The sequence below is a fragment of the Veillonella sp. ICM51a genome (assembly GCF_000524355.1).
In the GTDB taxonomy this organism is placed as follows: Bacteria; Bacillota; Negativicutes; order Veillonellales; family Veillonellaceae; genus Veillonella; species Veillonella atypica.
Map to the genome: position 1 here is coordinate 22,720 of NZ_JAPX01000046.1, position 18,670 is coordinate 41,389.

Genomic DNA, 18,670 nt, shown 5'->3' on the forward strand with positions numbered 1-18,670 from the left:
CATATCTTTAATTATACCACATATACCATGCCATCTATACTGCATTGTACTGTATCAATATCATTATTTTCTCGCCATGTGAAAGCTATATGTTCATATGCTCGTTCGAAATATGTAACATTGCGTTTTTTTAATCCCCTTACCTTAGACGTAAGACATCGTGGATAGGATATCGTAATGGTACGAATTAGATTTCTAAAATATTCTGTATGCTCATCGATACAATATGCTATGCGCTGCTTCCACTGCTCATTAGTCACTAGTTCTCCCATGGCAGGCTCATAAGGACCTGCCAATAGACTAGTACCTGTATCGAGTTCTTCAGTGCTTTGCAATCCAGTCCGAATAACAGTAATATGATGCGATTCAAACCAAGTCTTTAAAAATGCACAATACTGTAATGCTAATTCCAATGATAATGGCTCATATATACCTGACTTATATTGTTCCGCCAATTCCGTATGATCTATGACGAGAACGGGATAAATACGTACAAAATCAGGCTGCAATGCAGTTATTTCAACAGCTGTTTGTATTATCGTTTCCCATGAATCGCCTAAAAGCCCCGGCAACAGTTGTAGTCCTACGGTAAATCCAAACTTTCTTAATTGTTTAACAGCCAATTTTACATCATCAGAGGTATGACCGCGTTTAGCTAAAGATAGTACGGTATCATCCATCGATTGTACGCCGAGTTCTATGGTCTTCATACCAAATGAACGCAGTAATTCTAATTGTCCATCACTTACGGCATCAGGCCTTGTAGAACAACGAATACCATCTATAATACCCGCTTGTAGCGCTTCATTCGCAGGTGCTAATAATTGTTTTTGTAATTCTTGATCAATAGAGGAAAAGGAGCCTCCATAAAAACAAACCTCCCAATATTTATCCGCTCTAGACTCGCCTACATAATCTCTAATGGTCGATGTAATATATGCGGGAGTCAAATACCCTATGCCTGATATTTCTGTAATACGAGATTGATTACAAAATGTACACACATGAGGACAGCCCACATGAGGGATAAAAAATGGAATCATACCATATTTCATGAATATACCTCCTCCCTATTCTTATTTACGATTCTAATTACATACATTTCGATTTTAATGTTCTCATATTAATAGTTCCTATATAAAAAGCGCCTTGCGGCGCTTATTATATAGCAGCCATTAACCGTTCTAATGTCAATTGTGCTGCATGTTGTTCTGCTATTTTTTTACTTTTACCAGTACCTGCCTCATAGGTAATCCCATCGATGGATACCTCCATCATAAAAGTCTTAGCATGATCAGGACCAGACTCACTGATAAGACTATACACTATATGTTTATCACCATCACGTTGTACAAATTCTTGTAACAGTGTCTTATAATCTTTACCACGCTTCCCTTCTAATGCTTGTTTAAGATTAGGAGCTAAGTGATGAAGAACAAAGTCCATTACTGTTTTATAGTCAGTCGTTATATATAACGCACCAATCAATGATTCAAATGTATCAGCTAATATGGATTTTCTATCACTACCACCAGAGGACTTTTCCCCATGGCCCAGTAATAAATAATCACCTAAATGCAATGTACGACTAACGGTAGCTAATGAATCTTCACAAACTGTAGCCGCCTTAATCTTAGTCAAATTACCTTCAGACATATCGGGATATGTTGTAAATAAATATTCCCCAATAATTAAATCCAATACAGCATCACCAAGAAACTCTAAGCGTTGATTATGATGAATATGCTTAGATTTATGTTCATTCGCATAAGATGTATGAGTAAAAGCACAATCTAAAATCGAGATATCAATATTCGGTATATGTAAACGACTAACAAGCTCATGAAGAGAATCTTCACGAGCTTGTGTCATTATAGTATTCTTATGCGATACGTGACGCCCCATTAGTCTTCATAACGGCGAACACAAAGTGTACCGTTATGACCACCAAAGCCAAAGGAGTTAGAAAGAGCTGCTGTAACATGTAAATCACGAGCACCTTCACGTACATAATCAAGGTCTAAACCTTCATCTGGATTATCACAGTTAATTGTTGGATGAACCTTACCTGTTTCGATTGCCATTGCCATTACAATAGTTTCAATCGCACCAGCAGCGCCCAACAAGTGACCGGTCATAGATTTTGTAGAGTTAACAGCGATATCTTTTGCATGGTCGCCGAACAATTCTTTAATAGCCAATGTTTCGTTTTTATCATTCAAGCCTGTAGATGTACCGTGAGCATTGATGTAGTTAATTTCTTTAGGATCAATACCTGCATCTTTAATTGCTAATTCCATACATTTACGAGCTTGTACACCACCAGGAGCTGGAGCTGTAATATGATAAGCATCGCCATTAGTGCCATAGCCTACTACTTCTGCGTAGATATGAGCACCACGAGCTTTAGCGTGTTCTAATTCTTCAAGTACAACGATACCTGCACCTTCACCCATTACGAAACCGTCACGGTCCTTATCAAATGGACGAGATGCTTTTGTAGGCTCATCATTGCGTGTAGACATAGCTTTCATAGCTGCGAAGCCAGCTACAGCAGCAGGGGAAACAGCAGCTTCAGTACCACCTGCAAACATGATGTCTGCATCACCACGTTGAATAATACGGAATGCATCACCAATTGCATTAGTACCAGAAGTACAAGCTGTCACGTCTGTAATAACAGGACCTTTCAAGCCTAGGCGAATGGATACACGTGCAGAAGACATATTTGCAATCATCATAGGAACTGCAAATGGGCTAACACGACCAGGACCTTTTTCAAATAATGTTGTATACACATCATGGATAGAATCAATACCGCCAATACCAGTACCAACTACTGTACCACAACGGTCCAAATCTTCTTCATCAAGTGCTAATTTTGCATCATCAGCTGCCAAAACAGCTGCACCAATTGCAAATTCAACGGAACGGTCCATACGGCGAGCTTCTTTTTTATCTACGCCATATTGAGTAATATCAAAATCTTTTACTTCACCTGCAATGCGTGTTGCATAGTCAGATGCATCAAAGCGTGTAATTGGGCCAATACCAGATTTACCCTCTAACAACGCATTGTAGAAATTCTCTTTACCGATACCTACCGGAGTAATCGCTCCTAAGCCAGTAATTACTACACGTTTTTCCAATTATTCCACCTCTTATAGCTATATAGCCCCTTTAATTAATCGATTTCTGCTACTTGTTGTTTTAACTGTGCAAAAATATCTTTAACTGGCATAATCTTATCGACTTTTCGCATATTATTGCCAGAGAATACTAACCCCGTTTCCACATCACCTTGTTGCGCTCTAGATAAAGCACGGATAATACAGAATTTATGGGAACAATGTTTTAAACAATTGTCACATACTGTTGGTGGCGCTACAGTGCCATCAAGAACAGATTCAGCAAATTTATTTTTAATAGCTTGGCCTGGTAAACCTACTGGACTTTGAATCAATACAATATCCTCAGGATTTGTAGCACGCACATACATTTTTTTCAATTCATCAGATGCATTACATTCATCAGAAGCAGCAAAGCGACTGCCCATTTGAACGCCATTAGCACCTAATTTAAACATATCTACGATATCTTTACCATCTAAAACACCACCAGCTGCAATAACTGGAATATTTTTAACAGCTGCTACAACTTCTGGTACGATTTCACGAGCAGAACGATCCGTTCCCAAGTGACCACCAGCTTCGCTACCTTCTACGATAACTGCAGCGGCACCTAAACCTTCAGAAATGCGCGCTAATTTTGCAGAAGAAACAATAGGTACGATTGGAGTACCAGACTCTTTACCCATTGCGAACATATCTCTTGAAAAACCGGCACCTGCCACTACAAGATCAATGCCCTCTTCGATGGCAGTTTTTACAAGACCCGCAAATTGCGTTGCTGCTACCATCGCATTTATACCAATAATACCCGTAGGTGATAATTTTCTAGCTAATTGTATTTCATATCTTAATTCATCAAAAGGCAATCCAGATGCTGCAATAAGGCCAATACCACCTTCATTTGCAACGGCTGCTGCCAACCGAGCTGTAGACAATCTAATCGCCATACCACCTTGAATAATAGGTACTTTGGCCACTAGATTCCCAATGCGAAGTTCAGGGAGCTTCACTATCAATTCCTCCTGTAAACAATACCGATTAGGGGAGCCACTCGGCCCCCCGCACGGCTGAATTGTCAGCTATACAGCTTATTTAGCAGAATCAATATATTCTACTGTATCCTTAACGGTTTTGATTTTTTCTGCAACGTCGTCAGGGATTTCAACATTGAATTCTTCTTCAAATGCCATGATCAATTCAACGATATCCAAGGAGTCAGCGCCTAAGTCGTCGATGAATGTAGAATCAATGGTAACTTCAGCTTCATCAACGCCTAATTGTTCCACAACGATTGCTTTAACTTTATCGAAAGTGCTCATTAGTGGTTCACCTCCTTTCAAATGAGATTTATATATAGTCTAATTTTGTAACTACATTACCATGCCGCCATCTACATTGATGACTTGACCTGTAATATAGCTAGCAAAATCACTAGCAAGGAATGTTGTTACGGCAGCCACTTCTTCAGCTTTAGCCATACGGCCCAACGGAATTTGTGTTACCATAGCTTCTTTCACCTTTTCAGGCAATACATCTGTCATATCAGTATTGATAAAGCCAGGTGCGATTGCATTAACTGTGATACCACGGCTAGCTAACTCTTTTGCACAAGATTTAGTAAAACCAATTACACCAGCTTTAGAAGCCGCATAGTTAGCTTGACCAGCATTACCCATCAAACCAACAACAGAAGTCATGTTAATAATATGACCAGCACGTTGTTTCATCATAATTTTGGATACTGCTTTTGTTACCAAATATACACCTTTAAGGTTGATATCGATAACGGCATCAAAGTCTTCATCTTTCATACGCATAAGCAAACCATCACGAGTGATACCTGCATTATTTACTAAAATATCGATGTGACCAAATGTTTTATGCGTTTCTTCAACCATTGCTGCTACTTCTTCAGCATTTGCAACATTGGCTTTAATTTTAGTCGCTTTGCGACCCAATGCTAAGATAGCGTCTACTGTTTCTTGAGCAGCAGCTTCACTGCCACTATAGTTAACAGCAACATCAGCACCAGATTGTGCAAGTTGAATAGCAACGGCGCGACCGATACCACGAGAGGCGCCAGTTACGAGAGCTACTTTACCCTCTAAGTGCATTTTATCGAACCCCCTTTAAAAATTCAAGCGTTTTCTCTAAGGATGGAATGTCTTCTACATTAGCTAATTCCATTTCTTTATTAATCTTTTTAGTGAAACCGGTTAATACTTTGCCAGGACCAACTTCTACAAAGCGAGTTACACCGAAGTTAACCATTTCTGCAACACAATCTTCCCACAATACAGGATTAGCTGCTTGTGTTACTAAAGATTCTTTAATGTCACTAGCATTTGTCAAAATTTTGCCGGTTACATTAGCTACTACTGGAATCTTAGCATCGTTAACTTGGATCTTATCTAATTCTTCTTTTAAACGAAGCGCTGCAGGTTCCATAAGACGACTATGGAATGGAGCACTTACAGGAAGCATTACTGCACGTTTTGCACCGGCTTCTTTCATTTTTTCAGCTGCTGTTTCTACGGCAGCTGTTTCACCAGCGATTACGATTTGACCAGGGCAGTTAAAGTTTACAGCTTGTACAGAACCAACTGTATCATTAACTTGTTGGCAAATTTCAACAACTTGTTCTCTTGGCAATGCTAGAATAGCTGCCATAGCACCCTTGCCCAATGGTACAGCTTCTTGCATATATTCACCACGTTTATGAACTACATACACAGCATCCTTAAAATCAAGAACACCGGCAGCGACTAACGCACTATATTCACCTAAGCTATGACCACCTACGATATCTGGTGTAAAGCCTTGTTCTTTCAACACTTCATAGCAAGCTACGGAAGCAGTTAAAATAGCTGGTTGTGTATTAGCAGTCTTAACCAATTCTGTATCAGGTCCTTCGAAGCATAATTTAGAAATAGAATATCCCAATGCTTCATCAGCTTCTTCAAAACGTTGTTTAACGATTGTGTATGCATTATACAAATCTTGTAACATGCCTACTTTTTGGGATCCTTGACCTGGAAATACGAATGCAGTTTTCATAGGATGGCCTCCTTATTTGCCAAAAGTTTGTAGATTTTTAATCACTGTTTCAGCTTCTGTCATAATCTCTGTAATGATTTCTTTACAAGGTTTCACATCGTGTAGCATACCTGCGATTTGACCAATCATAACGGAGCCTTCTTTTACATCACCTTCAATAGCAGCTTTACGAAGTGTACCTGCGCCAAGATTTTCTAATTCTTCTTTGGAACCACCACTAAATTCAAGGTTTTTATATTTATGTGCTAATTGATTCTCGATAATTCGAACTGGATGACCTGTTGTAAGACCAGTCATAACAGTAGAACGATCTTTTGCTTTCAATACAGCGTTTTTATAGTTTTCATGAGCAATACATTCTTCAGATAGGACAAAACGTGTACCCATTTGAACTGCATGAGCACCTAGTGCAAACGCAGCTGCTACGCCACGGCCATCAGCGATACCACCAGCAGCAATAACTGGAACATCGACAGCATCTACAACTTGTGGTAACAATGCCATTGTTGTAATATCCCCAACATGGCCACCTGATTCAGTACCTTCTGCAATAATCGCATCAATACCACCACGAAGTAAACGTTTCGCTAAAAGAACGGATGCAACTACAGGAATAACCTTTGTGCCAATTTCTTTCAAAGCTGGGATATATACACCAGGATTACCCGCACCAGTTGTAATAACAGGAACTCGTTCTTCAACAACGACTTCCATAACTTCTTTTACAAAAGGAGACATCAACATAATATTACAACCAAATGGTTTATTAGTACGTTCTTTAACTTTGTGAATTTCGTTGCGGAAAATATCAGGAGGCATATGTCCTGCACCAATTATGCCAAGACCACCTGCTTCTGATACTGCAGACGCAAGTTCAGCCGTTCCTAACCAAGCCATACCACCTTGAAAGATAGGATACTCAATCTGTAACAAATCACAAATATCAGTCTTAATCATCTTGATGTTTCCTCCTTAATACCATTTCAAGACGAGGCTAGCCCAGGTAAGGCCAGCACCAAATCCTGCAAGTGCTACATTATCACCGCGTTTTAAGCAACCTTCACGATTTGCTTCATCCAACGCAATGGCCACTGATGCAGCAGATGTATTACCATACTTATGTAAATTTACAAATACCTTTTCTTTTGGCATATGTAAACGCTTAGCGGCTGAATCAATAATACGAATATTAGCTTGATGTGGGATAAAATAATCTAACTCATCTAAATTCATATTAGCTCGTTCTAGAGATTTTAATGCCGTTTTTCCCATTGTTTTAACAGCAAATTTATATACTTCTGGACCATCCATATGAATGAAAGTCAAGCCTTCTTCTATGCGTTGATCATTAGCTACCACAGCTGTCCCACCAGCTGGTATACACAATGCAGAGCCGCCAGTGCCATCAGCGCCTAAGTCGACCCCTTTGATACCATAACCTTCTGGAACCTCAGAAACAACGGCTGCACCTGCACCATCACCAAATAGAATACAAGTTCCGCGATCTTTCCAGTTAACGCGACGAGACAAAATTTCTGCGCCTACAACGAGAACATTTTTAAATAATCCAGAAGCGATATAGCTTTGAGCAGTTATCAACCCATACACAAATCCGGAGCATGCAGCTTGTAAATCATAAGCTGCTGCATTTTTCGCACCAAGATTTGCTTGCAACATACATGCGGCAGAAGGAATCACCATATCTGGTGTCAATGTAGCAAAGATAATCATATCGATATCTTCTACATCGAGCTTAGCCATTTGAAGTGCTTTTTTTGCGGCTTCAGTTGCCATATAGGATGTATTCATACCTTCTGGTGCAATGCGTCTTTCTTCAATGCCTGTACGTTCTCTGATCCATTGGTCACTTGTATCGACCATTTTCTCTAAATCAAAGTTAGTCACCACATTATCAGGAAGGAAGCTACCTGTACCAATAATACCGACAGGTTTATTCATCATACTCATATTTTACGGCTCCTTCAATTTCCATTGTTTCTCGAATATGTTCAATTATTTTGCGTTCTACTAAATCGGCTGCAATGGTAATAGCAGTCTTAATTTCTTTAGCCTTTGAACTGCCATGAGCAATCATAAACACACCATTTACACCAAGTAATGGAGCACCACCATTTTCAGTGTGGTCCACCTTCTTGGCCATTGGTTTCAACGCTGGTTTGATAAGCAATGCCCCAATTTTAGCTAATATTCCGCCATTCATAATGCTGTCTTTAATGAGCTGTGTCAAACCAGTTACAAGACCTTCTGCAAATTTAAGAATTACATTGCCTACAAAACCATCGCAAACGACAACGTCTACGGTTCCTTTCGGAATATCGCGACCTTCTACATTTCCTTTAAAATTAATGGTTTTCATATTTTCCAAGATAGGATATGTAGCAAGCACAACTTCATTACCTTTAGTTGCTTCTTCACCGATATTTAAAAGGCCTACTGTAGGGTTTTCTTTGCCAAGTAAAAGTTTCGCATACTCAGCCCCCATCAATGCACCTTGTACAAGATGTTTTGGTTTACTATTTGAATTTGCACCGGAATCCAACATAACGGTTATACCGTTTACAGTTGGCATTGGCGTAGCAATAACAGGTCTATCAATGCCCTTGATACGGCCTAGACCGAATAATGCTGCCGCTACAGCTGCACCTGTGCTTCCTGGGGCAATAACAGCTTCACATTCTTTGCTTCTAACCAAAGATGTAGCTACTACAACGGAGGCATCCTTCTTCTTGCGCAATGCTTGACCCGGATGCTCATCCATTCCGATTACTTGACTCGCATGATACACAGAAATGCGAGGATTATTTGTTTCATTATTATCTTCTAAAATTTTGAATATTTGAGTTTTATCGCCTACGAGAACAACATCAATATGTTCCGTTTCTCGCACTGCTTCCAAGGCGCCTAAGACGATTTCCAAGGGAGCAAAATCACCACCCATGGCGTCAATTGCAATTTTCATATACTACACCCGATTCTCCACAGACTCCATGATAAATTTAGCTCTAAATACTTCTTTTATTTTATCTCTAATTATAACCCAAATAAAGTATTTATCTCCACGACGACGAACAATTTCTGCTTTCGCCACCAAATTAGTACCAGACTCTACTGGATTTTTATATTTAATATTCCCCACCTCTGCAGAGCAAAGGGTTGAACCCATAACTAGCTTGGCCAAGGAATTTGCTTGAGCATACAAATACTGTGGATCAATATAACCAAAACGATCTTCCATGTCTGGCGTCGTATGTAACATGGATAAAGCTTGTTTTCCTTCCGTTACATCGATGAGTTCGCCTACAATTTCATGTTGTATTGGTTCCGGTTGCTCATCCTGAGCATGTTCGGTAGCCATCGCCTTAATACGCTCACGCAATTCAGGAATTCCCAATTCTAATCGATCGAGTCGAATTGTAGGTACACTGACACCAAAGTGCGATGCCAACTCTTCATCAGTAAGAAAAGGCGTAATATTCAGTTTTTCTGTTAACTGTTTCTGTCTTTCTTGCTTCTTCAACCTACTCATGGGACCACCTTTTATGACCTAGTATTAATATTACATCTTAAGTATATATAATAATTCCCATATTGGCAAGGTTTTTCGCATATATAGTGATATATTTTATGGTAATATACTAAATATTGTCCTTATTTTAAAATTAATTAATACTTTATAGGAGATATTAATATAAAGCATACATTAATCAACAACTATCCATTTTTGGGCAGTAAAAAACACCTACACAAATGTGTAGGTGTTTTACACGCTCAATTAGGCTTTTGCAACTACTTGTTCACCTTTATAGTGACCACATGTAGGGCAAACACGATGAGGCATCATAGGTTCGTGGCATTGTGGACATGCTACATAACCAGGAGCTTCTAATTTCCAGTTTGCACGACGACGATCGCGACGGCATTTGGATAATCTACGCTTAGGTACTGCCATTATCTGCACCTCCTTAGTACAATCATTAGGATAGTCTATCATCTTTCTCATCAAGCAAAGCACGTAACTCTGCGAATCGAGGATCCACCACAAAGGATTCACAAGAACAAGGTGAAACATTCAAATTTGCTCCGCAATGAACGCACAATCCTTTGCAATCATCCTGACATAACACTTGAGAGGGCTCATTGATGATTAATGTATCCCGAATCAGTTCGGTTAAGTCAATTTCCTCTCCGTTAAAAGGAATCACATCTTCATCGGCATCTCGAGAATCACTAAAGATTTCCTCGAAGGAATCGTTACGCTCATGTTCCGTAGTCGTTAAACAACGAGAACATTCGTAATCACCTTTAGAATTAATCGAACCTTGAACGATGTAGTTTTGACCATCAAACCAAAACTCACCACTAATAGTTATATCATGACGGCTCCAAGGAAAAGCAACTACGTCACTACCAAGTTCTTCACTCGGCATCGTATAGCTATAAGGAAATTTCTTTCCTATATGTTCTTTTGCTTGCTCTACTTGCAGTTTCATAATCTTACCTCGACTTATAATATTATAAACATGACAGTGTGCTTTGTCAAATAAAAAAGGCTATCTCAATATTGCTTAAGATAGCCTTTCTAATGTATCAATTACATTTTTTCGAATTGATCTTTGCCAACGCCACAGATAGGGCAAACATAATCAGCTGGTTGATCTTCGAATTTAACGCCTTCTACAGCTTCGTCATAAACCCAACCGCATACTACGCATACGTATTTTTCCATGTCTATTTCCTCCTTCACTTGAGATTATATTAATGTGTTCATATCGTTAAGATACTTTATCTGTAATATAGTATAGCAAAGACATCGAAACTTTTCAATACTCATTTTCCATTTTTCTACTAAATTTTCAATATCCTCTGAAAGCTGACTATTATTACTTTCATACGTAATTTTATAATGAAATCTATTATCAATTAGATTTTTATGATATACTATTTACTAGAAATATATAGTGGTATACTAAATATTCGCCACATAAGTAGATTTTATTATCTTATATATAACTATATTATAGGAGGATTCATGAGAACAAAACTGACTGAATTACTAAATATCGAATACCCTATCATCCAAGGTGCTATGGCATGGGTTTCTGAAGCTACATTAGTTGCAGCTGTAGCTAACGCTGGTGCTACAGGTGTTATCGCCTTAGGCGGTCGCGATGCAGAATGGACTCGCAATGAGATTCGCGCATGCAAAGAATTAACAGATAAACCTTTTGGTGTAAATTTAATGCTTATGGCCCCAAATAAAGATGAATTAGTAGATGTTATCATCGCAGAAAAGCCTGCATTTGTAACACTTGGCGCTGGCAACCCTACCCCATATATTAAGCCATTCCAAGAAGCGGGCATCAAGGTCATTCCTGTTGTACCTTCCTTAAAATTAGCAAAACGCATTCAAGATGCTGGTGCCGATGCTATCGTCGTAGAAGGTATGGAGGCTGGTGGTCACATCGGTTCTCAAACGACAATGTCTTTGATGGAAAACATTCTACCAGAAATCACTATTCCTGTTGTTGTGGCTGGTTCCATCGTTGATGGTCGTGGTTTAGCAGCAGCTTTATTGATGGGGGCTGAAGGTGTACAAATGGGTTCCCGTTTCTTACTTGCCGAAGAATGTAAAGCTCATCAAAATATGAAAGAAGCAATTATCAAAGCAACAGATACTGACTCCGTTGTAACAGGTCTTCTCTCCGGTCACGGTGGTGTACGTAGCTTGCGCAGTGATTTTACAGACCGTTATATTGCAGCAGAAACCGATGGCGTTACAACAAAAGAAGAGCGCAGCAAAATGTCCCAAGGTACAAATAAATTAGCTGCTATCGATGGCGACGTTGTCAATGGTGCTGTACAAGTAGGCCAAGCGCTTAATAGGCTTAATGAAATTGAACCAGCTCAAACTATTGTACACTCTGTTATTAATGAAGCTATTATGGCAATCCGTAAAGCACAACGCTTTATTGAAGTAATTTAATAGGAGGTCCTATGTTACCTTATCATGGAAAGTATCCAAAATTAGATCCAAAATCTTGTGTTATGCCTGGTGCTGAACTAGCCGGCGATGTAGAGTTGAAAGAATTTGCCTCCATCTGGCAAAACTGTGCACTTCGTGGCGATGTTAATAAAATTGTAGTAGGTCGTTATTCCAACGTACAAGATAACTCTGTGCTTCACGTCGATGATGATGAGGCTTGTATACTTGGCGACTATGTAACTATAGGTCATGGCGCCATTGTTCATGCGTCTACCATCGAGGATAATGTACTCGTTGGCATGGGGGCTATCGTACTAAGTGGTTGTCATATCGGTACTGGCTCTATCATTGCAGCCGGTGCAGTGGTAAAAGAAAATACTACAATCCCTCCCTATTCTTTAGTCGTTGGTATTCCTGCACGCATCGTACGTACTGATGAATCCCAAGTTGAAAGAATCCACAATCAAGCATTAAAATATAAACACCTTTGGACTGTAGAATATGGTATGCTACCAGATTGTGGTGGCGAAGAATACGACAAAAGCGCCAAAATTGTATAACTACAATGTAAAAAATAGGGTTTTCTATAAATAAAGCCTTCACACGTAAAATAGCGACTAGATGATCACATGGAATCAATTAGTCGCTATTTCTTTATCATCAGAATATCGTCCGATATAGTATACAGTTTTGTTTTATAATTGGAATCTTGCTTTTACAATCTGCTGAGTTATCAATGCGGAGCCCATAGATAGCGCCATTGGGAAGCACATTTCCACGGAAAATCGTGAAAGTTCTAACATGAACACACAGGATGTAAGCGGCATCTTTTGTGCCAATCCCAAGAAAATTACGGCCCCTATAAATGCAGCAAAGCCAAGGTGTACAGGGCTGACCATAATACTCCACAAGGCTGCAAAGGCTAATGCCAATGTACTACCTAGCATCATGGATGGCGTAATTCGACCACCATAAGCACCAGCCATTAAGGCAAGTAACACGGCAATCCATTTAGTAGCTAATAGACCTAATGCATAATCCCATCCTACTAAATCTGTAAAGGTCAACTGATTACCAGCTTTACCATTACCGAGGATTTCTGGAAAATACATAGCCATCACCCCAATAACAGCAAATGATAAAAGAGCTATGACAATCATTTTAGGGCTTTTTCTATCAAACTTAGGTAATAAAGATTGTGTTTTATCAAATAAAACAACGCCAATAGCAATGACAGCGCCAAGAACGATAGCAAATTCTTGATAGCTACCATATAAGGGTGGTTGTGGCATCGTATACTGAACAAGATCTCCTATCCCTGCCTGACGAACGACCAATGTAGCTAGTCCACACGATAAAATGGCTGCACTCATGGCTCGAACATTCCATGTGATAAGTAATGTCTCTAGCGTAAAAATAGCAGCTGATAAAGGAGAATTATATACGGCAGCTAAGCCTGCACCAGCAGCACAAGCAATAATAAGCGACTTGTCCTCAGGGCGCATATCAACATAGCGCAATAATCCAGACATGATACCAGCACTAGCTTCACGAGGTGCTACTTCTCGACCAAGCGGAGAACCCATGCCGACCGTGATAATTTGCAATGTAGCATGAATAAATGTGGTCAACGGAGGCATTTCTTTTGTAGAATCCTGGACAGCTTTTTTTATATCTACCAGTGGATCTCCATAACGATGGATAAGAACCCAACCTACACCGCCAACAAGACCACAGGCCAGTAAGGCTAACAATCGATGTTCAGGCGATACACGGGCCACGGCTTGTCCAAATGATAAACCTTCTGATGTAGAATAGGCATACATAAAATGCTGGATATAATGTAACAAATGGGTATAAAAAGAACCGATTAAGCCCGCCACCAGGCCAACGATTATTATTAAACCAAGTAAACGTTTATCTAACATACTCTCTATATCACTCCATAGCCAGTATTACTTCACCCTGTTTCAACGAAGATTGTACATCAATAATTCGTTGATTAGAAGAGCCTCTAAATCGTAAGGATGGATCTTTTAACTCATCTACAAATCGACCATCAACAAGAATATCAATTTGTTCCACTAAGCTACGGCGCGATGGATCAGATATAATATCATCCCATACATAGCCAGAGTAAGCCCAAATAGGTTTTTCAGGCGCTGCTTCACGCACCGCTTTCACTATGGCTAGCATACCATCAATATTTTGAAATGGTTCACCACCTAACAAGGTAAGGCCTGCACAATTAGGATCTTTTACATAAGACACAACCAGCTGTGTTTCTTTATCAGTCCATTCTTGACCAGCATTAAAATCTTGATATTCTTCATTAAAACAATTATAACAGCAATGGGTGCAACCAGTTACAAATATAGATGTGCGTATACCTTCCCCATTGGCGATATCATATTGTCGGATCTGTCCATATCTCATAATAACCCCCATATTTGCCTATAATCAACTTTGACCAAATTAAACATATAGATATATTTCAATTTATCATGTATATAGTAAAAGCTGTGCCGATGGCACAGCTTTTAACATGTTTACGATTAATAAAATTAAATATGCATTACACGATCTTTAATTTCTTTTGTGCGACCTTCGTTCCAGAAGTTTTCACCAAGGTATCCACACGTACGGCGGATAACTGTTAATTTATCGCGGTTTGTATTATGACAACGAGGGCATTCCCATTGATTGTCATCATTAACCTTGATTTCACCATCAAATCCGCATTCATGACAATAGTCAGATTTAGTATTGAACTCTGCATAGGAAATATTATCGTAAATATATTTAATCATCGTCAATACTGCAGGAATATTATTGGTCATATTGGGAATTTCTGCATAAGAAATGCAACCGCCAGTCGATTTCTTTTGGAATTCAGATTCAAAGGCAAATTTATCAAATACGTTAATTTCTTCACGAACGCTTACATGATAACTATTCGTATAGTAACCTTTGTCCGTTACATCTTCTATAATACCAAAGCGTGCTCGGTCCAAAGAAGAGAAGCGATTTGTTAAGCTTTCAGCAGGCGTACCATAAAGGCCAAAGCCTAAGTTATGTTTTTCACGCCATTCATTAATAGCTTGGTTCAAACGATCCATAATTTTCATGGCAAAAACACGACCATGTTCACCTGTATTAGATTCGCCAGTAATCAAGCGACATGCTTCATAAATGCCGATATAACCAAGGGAAATTGTCGCATAGCCACCAGTCAAAAATGGAGCGATTTTTTCACCTTTTTTAAGTCGCGCAATAGCACCATGTTGCCAGTGAATTGGGGATACATCACTTACTACATCTTTCAATAGATTGTAACGTAACATCAATGCTTTTTCAGCTAACTCAAGGCGTTTATCCAAGATTTCAAAATACTTTTCTTCACTACCGCGTGCTAAAATACCAATTTGTGGCAAATTCAAACTTACTACGCCCATGTTGAAACGGCCATCAAATTTATAATTGCCTTCTGCATCCTTCCAAGGAGATAAGAAGGAACGACATCCCATAGGGCTGAATACATTGCCTTCGTAATTTTCCTTCATCTTCTTTGCAGAAATATAATCAGGATACATGCGTTTAGCCGTACATTGAGCAGCTAATTCTGTTAAATAATAATATGGGCTATCCGGATGAACATTGTGTTCGTCTAATACATAAATTAATTTAGGGAATGCTGGTGTAATGTATACATCGGCTTCATTTTTTACACCCTTAATACGTTGACGTAAAATTTCTTCCGTAATTAATGCCGCTTCCTTAGCGTATTCATAATCCGGTTGGAAATACATAAACAATGTAACGAATGGGGATTGGCCATTTGTAGTCATCAATGTATTGATTTGGTATTGAATGGTTTGAATGCCGTCCTTTACCTCTTTACGCGTACGTTTCCAAGCAATTTCACGAGCCTTTTCCATATTTGGTTCCATGCCGTAAATCTCAACTTGTTCTTCAATTACATTATTGAGGATTTTTTCATAAGATTTACGTACGAATGGTGCTAAAATACGGTCAATGCCATTAATACTTTGACCACCATATTGACCAGATGCAACTTGTGCAATGATTTGAGTTGTTACAGTACATGCTACTTGGAATGATTTTGGCGTGTCAATGCGCTTACCATTGATAACTGTACCATTTGTCAACATATCTTCTAAGTTGATTAAGCAACAGTTAAACATCGGTTGGATGATATAGTCCATATCGTGGAAATGGATAGCACCGCTATCATGTGCTTCTAGTATATCTGTAGGAATCAACTTACGACGCGCAATATCCTTGGACACTTCACCAGCAATTAAATCGCGTTGTGTAGATACAATGGCGGCATCCTTATTAGAATTTTCATCAAGAACACTAACATTACTACGATCCAACAAACCGATGACATCTTCGTCAGTCGTGTTTTGGCGACGTTTGAAAGCTTGTACCGCTTTATAACCTTCATAAGCACGAGCTGTTGCAGGATTATGATACTCAATCAACTTATAGTATACTTGATCTTCTATAGCATAGATTGTCATATCCTTTTGAAGTTTTATAGCATATGCTTCAATTTCGTCAGCAATGCGTTCAGCTAAGCCAGATTCATATAACCCCGTACTACTATGTTCTGCCTTTTCAATAGCTACTGCAATTTTATGTTTATCGAAAGGTACCTTTGTACCATCCCGTTTAATGACCTGCAACATCTCGGAACCTCCCCGTTTCCCATACTCCGAATTAATTAATGTCATTACATATAAAAAAGTATGGAAAAAACCATACTCAATCTATATTATTTACTACGAAAAATACAAAATTCAATAGATTATTTCGTATTTCTAACCGCTTTCATAGTATACTATATATAGTGTTTTATTGCAATAAAAAATACAATATCATGTAAAAAAGAGTCTTTTTGCTATACTTAAACGGCATAACAAAAAAACTCTTTTTTTTATAAAGCGATTGAAAGAAGTCGAGTCCAAAAATTAGGTCGTTTTCCTGCCCAATGATCCGGTACCGTAGGATAAAATACTCTATCCGCTAATAAATCGCGTTCATTTAATCGGACGTCACTAAGTAAATCTTTCTTATATTCAATATCTAGTTTAGAAATTACATCTACATAGCTACCATATTGATTATTCATCACATCATAACCAGTGCCAAAGAAGTGTATTAGACCATTCGTATATAATTCAATAGCTCTCGTATAATGCTCAGAATGATGTGTAAAGGACATAATATTACATTCAAATAAAATGCCCTTATCAACCCATTCCAATAGTTGTTCAGGTTTATTAAAGAAAAGGTCGCTACGTTCCACTTCACTTATGATAGGCGTGATGCCTAAGTCACATAAAGTCTGTAACCACGCATCTACATGATATAACTTACAATCTTGTGGAATAGTAACTAACATAAAATGACTATTACCTAATACAAGTGATTCTTTATGATTGCGTATATAGTCAATCATACCATCACCTAACTCAACAACGGCACCATTATGTAATGTAACCGATATCGCTTGTTCAGATACTACTTGTGTTAAATTTTCTACCTGCTCCACTACTGACTCAACAACGGTCTGTACATTTAGCTCATTAACCTTAGGTGTACAAAAAATATCTGTAATACCAGAACGGACTAAATCTTTAACCATTTGCACAGATTCAGCCATGGATTGAGGTCCCTTTCCATCTGCCATAGCTGGCAAAATATATGTATGTAAATCTAAAATGCGTTTCATCTTCTTCCCCATTCTCATCTTTATATCGCCCCTTACCTCGATATAAATCTCTTAAATATAATCTCTTTAATTGCTCAAATTCATTTTGTATTCATATTATACCAATGAATCTATGTCTTGAAAAGTACCTATACCCAAACTTTTGATAATATTTGATTGCTTAAAATTAAAGATTATTTAATAATTTCATTTTGTTTTCACAAAAAAACAAGGCTCCTATCAATAACTCATAGAAGCCTTGTATATTTAATTAAAATCCATCTATTAACTATGCCGGATTCTTTGATAAATAGATAGTATAACTTGTACGACAGCAACACCAATGATAACGCCAGCTGTATCGATTGCCACATCGCGAATCGATGCATGTCTACCAATACTTGCAAGTTGTAAGCATTCATCCATAACGGCAATAACTAATCCTATAAAAATCACTTTAAGTCCTGCATATTCACGATTAAATTGATGCAATGCCACATACAAACATCCACCAAGTACAGCAAACTCGAACACATGCGCCATCTTTCGGACAATGCGATTTAACGACCACATGTCACCGGTGAGGCCCAGCTTATACAGAATCGGACTCAACCATTGTGTCATCTTAAGACTCAAACCATCTGAGGAAATATCATTTTGTAGCGAATTATCCCAGATAAAAAGGATAACGAGAATAACTAAAGTAAAGCTTATCCAATGTTTCTTTAACATCTACTA

General features: G+C 38.6%; 21 protein-coding genes. 2 read left to right on the forward strand and 19 right to left on the reverse strand.

Going from position 1 to position 18,670, the window contains the following annotated elements; genetic code table 11:
* Positions 1–11: 11 nt before the first annotated feature.
* From HMPREF1504_RS08150 to HMPREF1504_RS08215, 14 genes are all read right to left on the reverse strand, one after another.
* Entirely contained in the window at positions 12–1,055 is a 1,044-nt protein-coding gene (locus tag HMPREF1504_RS08150; RefSeq protein ID WP_038125004.1) for an elongator complex protein 3, read from the reverse strand.
* Positions 1,056–1,161: 106 nt separating this feature from the next.
* On the reverse strand, positions 1,162–1,905 hold the full coding sequence (gene rnc / locus HMPREF1504_RS08155; protein WP_084644759.1) for a ribonuclease III: 744 nt from the start codon (positions 1,903–1,905) through the stop codon (positions 1,162–1,164).
* On the reverse strand, positions 1,905–3,149 hold the full coding sequence (gene fabF, locus HMPREF1504_RS08160) for a beta-ketoacyl-ACP synthase II (RefSeq protein ID WP_005380883.1): 1,245 nt from the start codon (positions 3,147–3,149) through the stop codon (positions 1,905–1,907). The genes rnc and fabF overlap by 1 nt, the downstream gene beginning before the upstream one ends.
* A gap of 35 nt (positions 3,150–3,184) precedes the next feature.
* Positions 3,185–4,141 carry a nitronate monooxygenase family protein gene (locus tag HMPREF1504_RS08165; RefSeq protein ID WP_005376890.1) on the reverse strand — a complete coding sequence of 319 codons (957 nt, stop codon included), beginning with the start codon at positions 4,139–4,141 and terminating at the stop codon, positions 3,185–3,187.
* Positions 4,142–4,219: 78 nt separating this feature from the next.
* Complete coding sequence (locus tag HMPREF1504_RS08170; RefSeq protein WP_005376767.1) at positions 4,220–4,450, reverse strand: acyl carrier protein; 231 nt, start codon at positions 4,448–4,450, stop codon at positions 4,220–4,222.
* Positions 4,451–4,501: 51 nt separating this feature from the next.
* A complete protein-coding gene (gene fabG, locus HMPREF1504_RS08175; RefSeq protein ID WP_038125007.1) occupies positions 4,502–5,245 on the reverse strand; it encodes a 3-oxoacyl-[acyl-carrier-protein] reductase in 744 nt (247 codons plus the stop codon).
* Position 5,246: 1 nt separating this feature from the next.
* The gene (gene fabD, locus HMPREF1504_RS08180; protein ID WP_038125009.1) at positions 5,247–6,188 is read right to left on the reverse strand and encodes an ACP S-malonyltransferase; all 942 of its coding nucleotides are present in this window, start codon (positions 6,186–6,188) and stop codon (positions 5,247–5,249) included.
* A 12-nt stretch (positions 6,189–6,200) separates the two neighbouring features.
* Positions 6,201–7,145, reverse strand: a complete 945-nt coding sequence (gene fabK / locus HMPREF1504_RS08185; protein ID WP_038125011.1) for an enoyl-[acyl-carrier-protein] reductase FabK — start codon at positions 7,143–7,145, stop codon at positions 6,201–6,203.
* A gap of 15 nt (positions 7,146–7,160) precedes the next feature.
* Positions 7,161–8,156 carry a beta-ketoacyl-ACP synthase III gene (locus HMPREF1504_RS08190; RefSeq protein WP_038125013.1) on the reverse strand — a complete coding sequence of 332 codons (996 nt, stop codon included), beginning with the start codon at positions 8,154–8,156 and terminating at the stop codon, positions 7,161–7,163.
* Entirely contained in the window at positions 8,140–9,168 is a 1,029-nt protein-coding gene (gene plsX, locus HMPREF1504_RS08195; RefSeq protein ID WP_005380855.1) for a phosphate acyltransferase PlsX, read from the reverse strand. Before plsX ends, HMPREF1504_RS08190 begins: the two co-directional genes overlap by 17 nt.
* Positions 9,169–9,171: 3 nt before the next feature.
* Positions 9,172–9,735: a transcription factor FapR gene (gene fapR, locus HMPREF1504_RS08200; protein WP_005381039.1), complete on the reverse strand. Its 564-nt coding sequence runs from the start codon at positions 9,733–9,735 to the stop codon at positions 9,172–9,174.
* A gap of 246 nt (positions 9,736–9,981) precedes the next feature.
* Entirely contained in the window at positions 9,982–10,158 is a 177-nt protein-coding gene (rpmF, locus tag HMPREF1504_RS08205) for a 50S ribosomal protein L32 (RefSeq protein WP_005376859.1), read from the reverse strand.
* A gap of 25 nt (positions 10,159–10,183) precedes the next feature.
* Positions 10,184–10,699 (reverse strand): DUF177 domain-containing protein, encoded by a 516-nt coding sequence (locus HMPREF1504_RS08210; protein ID WP_005376813.1) that lies wholly within the window; start codon positions 10,697–10,699, stop codon positions 10,184–10,186.
* Between the two features lie 101 nt (positions 10,700–10,800).
* Positions 10,801–10,935 (reverse strand): rubredoxin, encoded by a 135-nt coding sequence (locus HMPREF1504_RS08215; protein ID WP_004693422.1) that lies wholly within the window; start codon positions 10,933–10,935, stop codon positions 10,801–10,803.
* A gap of 303 nt (positions 10,936–11,238) precedes the next feature.
* Between HMPREF1504_RS08215 and HMPREF1504_RS08220 the strand changes: the two genes are divergently transcribed.
* Positions 11,239–12,192 (forward strand): nitronate monooxygenase, encoded by a 954-nt coding sequence (locus HMPREF1504_RS08220; protein ID WP_005380851.1) that lies wholly within the window; start codon positions 11,239–11,241, stop codon positions 12,190–12,192.
* 11 nt (positions 12,193–12,203) lie between these two features.
* Complete coding sequence (locus HMPREF1504_RS08225) at positions 12,204–12,752, forward strand: gamma carbonic anhydrase family protein (protein WP_005376783.1); 549 nt, start codon at positions 12,204–12,206, stop codon at positions 12,750–12,752.
* A 135-nt stretch (positions 12,753–12,887) separates the two neighbouring features.
* Here the strand turns inward: HMPREF1504_RS08225 and HMPREF1504_RS08230 are convergent, their stop codons facing one another.
* From HMPREF1504_RS08230 to HMPREF1504_RS08250, 5 genes are all read right to left on the reverse strand, one after another.
* On the reverse strand, positions 12,888–14,120 hold the full coding sequence (locus HMPREF1504_RS08230) for a chloride channel protein (protein ID WP_038125015.1): 1,233 nt from the start codon (positions 14,118–14,120) through the stop codon (positions 12,888–12,890).
* A 10-nt stretch (positions 14,121–14,130) separates the two neighbouring features.
* The gene (gene nrdG, locus HMPREF1504_RS08235) at positions 14,131–14,628 is read right to left on the reverse strand and encodes an anaerobic ribonucleoside-triphosphate reductase activating protein (RefSeq protein ID WP_005380923.1); all 498 of its coding nucleotides are present in this window, start codon (positions 14,626–14,628) and stop codon (positions 14,131–14,133) included.
* Between the two features lie 128 nt (positions 14,629–14,756).
* Positions 14,757–16,907, reverse strand: coding sequence for an anaerobic ribonucleoside-triphosphate reductase (gene nrdD, locus HMPREF1504_RS08240; RefSeq protein WP_009660855.1), 2,151 nt, complete (start codon positions 16,905–16,907; stop codon positions 14,757–14,759).
* Positions 16,908–17,155: 248 nt separating this feature from the next.
* Entirely contained in the window at positions 17,156–17,971 is an 816-nt protein-coding gene (locus HMPREF1504_RS08245; protein WP_038125017.1) for a CpsB/CapC family capsule biosynthesis tyrosine phosphatase, read from the reverse strand.
* A gap of 246 nt (positions 17,972–18,217) precedes the next feature.
* Positions 18,218–18,664 carry a VanZ family protein gene (locus HMPREF1504_RS08250; RefSeq protein ID WP_038125019.1) on the reverse strand — a complete coding sequence of 149 codons (447 nt, stop codon included), beginning with the start codon at positions 18,662–18,664 and terminating at the stop codon, positions 18,218–18,220.
* Positions 18,665–18,670 lie beyond the last annotated feature (6 nt).

Bases quoted from the DNA above. Each gene is read 5' to 3' on its own strand.
- HMPREF1504_RS08150 (WP_038125004.1), bottom strand. From the start codon at position 1,055: ATGAAATATGGTATGATTCCATTTTTTATCCCTCATGTGGGCTGTCCT.
- rnc (WP_084644759.1), bottom strand. From the start codon at position 1,905: ATGGGGCGTCACGTATCGCATAAGAATACTATAATGACACAAGCTCGT.
- HMPREF1504_RS08170 (WP_005376767.1), bottom strand. From the start codon at position 4,450: ATGAGCACTTTCGATAAAGTTAAAGCAATCGTTGTGGAACAATTAGGC.
- fabG (WP_038125007.1), bottom strand. From the start codon at position 5,245: ATGCACTTAGAGGGTAAAGTAGCTCTCGTAACTGGCGCCTCTCGTGGT.
- fabD (WP_038125009.1), bottom strand. From the start codon at position 6,188: ATGAAAACTGCATTCGTATTTCCAGGTCAAGGATCCCAAAAAGTAGGC.
- fabK (WP_038125011.1), bottom strand. From the start codon at position 7,145: ATGATTAAGACTGATATTTGTGATTTGTTACAGATTGAGTATCCTATC.
- HMPREF1504_RS08190 (WP_038125013.1), bottom strand. From the start codon at position 8,156: ATGAGTATGATGAATAAACCTGTCGGTATTATTGGTACAGGTAGCTTC.
- plsX (WP_005380855.1), bottom strand. From the start codon at position 9,168: ATGAAAATTGCAATTGACGCCATGGGTGGTGATTTTGCTCCCTTGGAA.
- fapR (WP_005381039.1), bottom strand. From the start codon at position 9,735: ATGAGTAGGTTGAAGAAGCAAGAAAGACAGAAACAGTTAACAGAAAAA.
- rpmF (WP_005376859.1), bottom strand. From the start codon at position 10,158: ATGGCAGTACCTAAGCGTAGATTATCCAAATGCCGTCGCGATCGTCGT.
- HMPREF1504_RS08210 (WP_005376813.1), bottom strand. From the start codon at position 10,699: ATGAAACTGCAAGTAGAGCAAGCAAAAGAACATATAGGAAAGAAATTT.
- HMPREF1504_RS08215 (WP_004693422.1), bottom strand. From the start codon at position 10,935: ATGGAAAAATACGTATGCGTAGTATGCGGTTGGGTTTATGACGAAGCT.
- HMPREF1504_RS08220 (WP_005380851.1), top strand. From the start codon at position 11,239: ATGAGAACAAAACTGACTGAATTACTAAATATCGAATACCCTATCATC.
- HMPREF1504_RS08225 (WP_005376783.1), top strand. From the start codon at position 12,204: ATGTTACCTTATCATGGAAAGTATCCAAAATTAGATCCAAAATCTTGT.
- HMPREF1504_RS08230 (WP_038125015.1), bottom strand. From the start codon at position 14,120: ATGTTAGATAAACGTTTACTTGGTTTAATAATAATCGTTGGCCTGGTG.
- nrdG (WP_005380923.1), bottom strand. From the start codon at position 14,628: ATGAGATATGGACAGATCCGACAATATGATATCGCCAATGGGGAAGGT.
- nrdD (WP_009660855.1), bottom strand. From the start codon at position 16,907: ATGTTGCAGGTCATTAAACGGGATGGTACAAAGGTACCTTTCGATAAA.
- HMPREF1504_RS08245 (WP_038125017.1), bottom strand. From the start codon at position 17,971: ATGAGAATGGGGAAGAAGATGAAACGCATTTTAGATTTACATACATAT.
- HMPREF1504_RS08250 (WP_038125019.1), bottom strand. From the start codon at position 18,664: ATGTTAAAGAAACATTGGATAAGCTTTACTTTAGTTATTCTCGTTATC.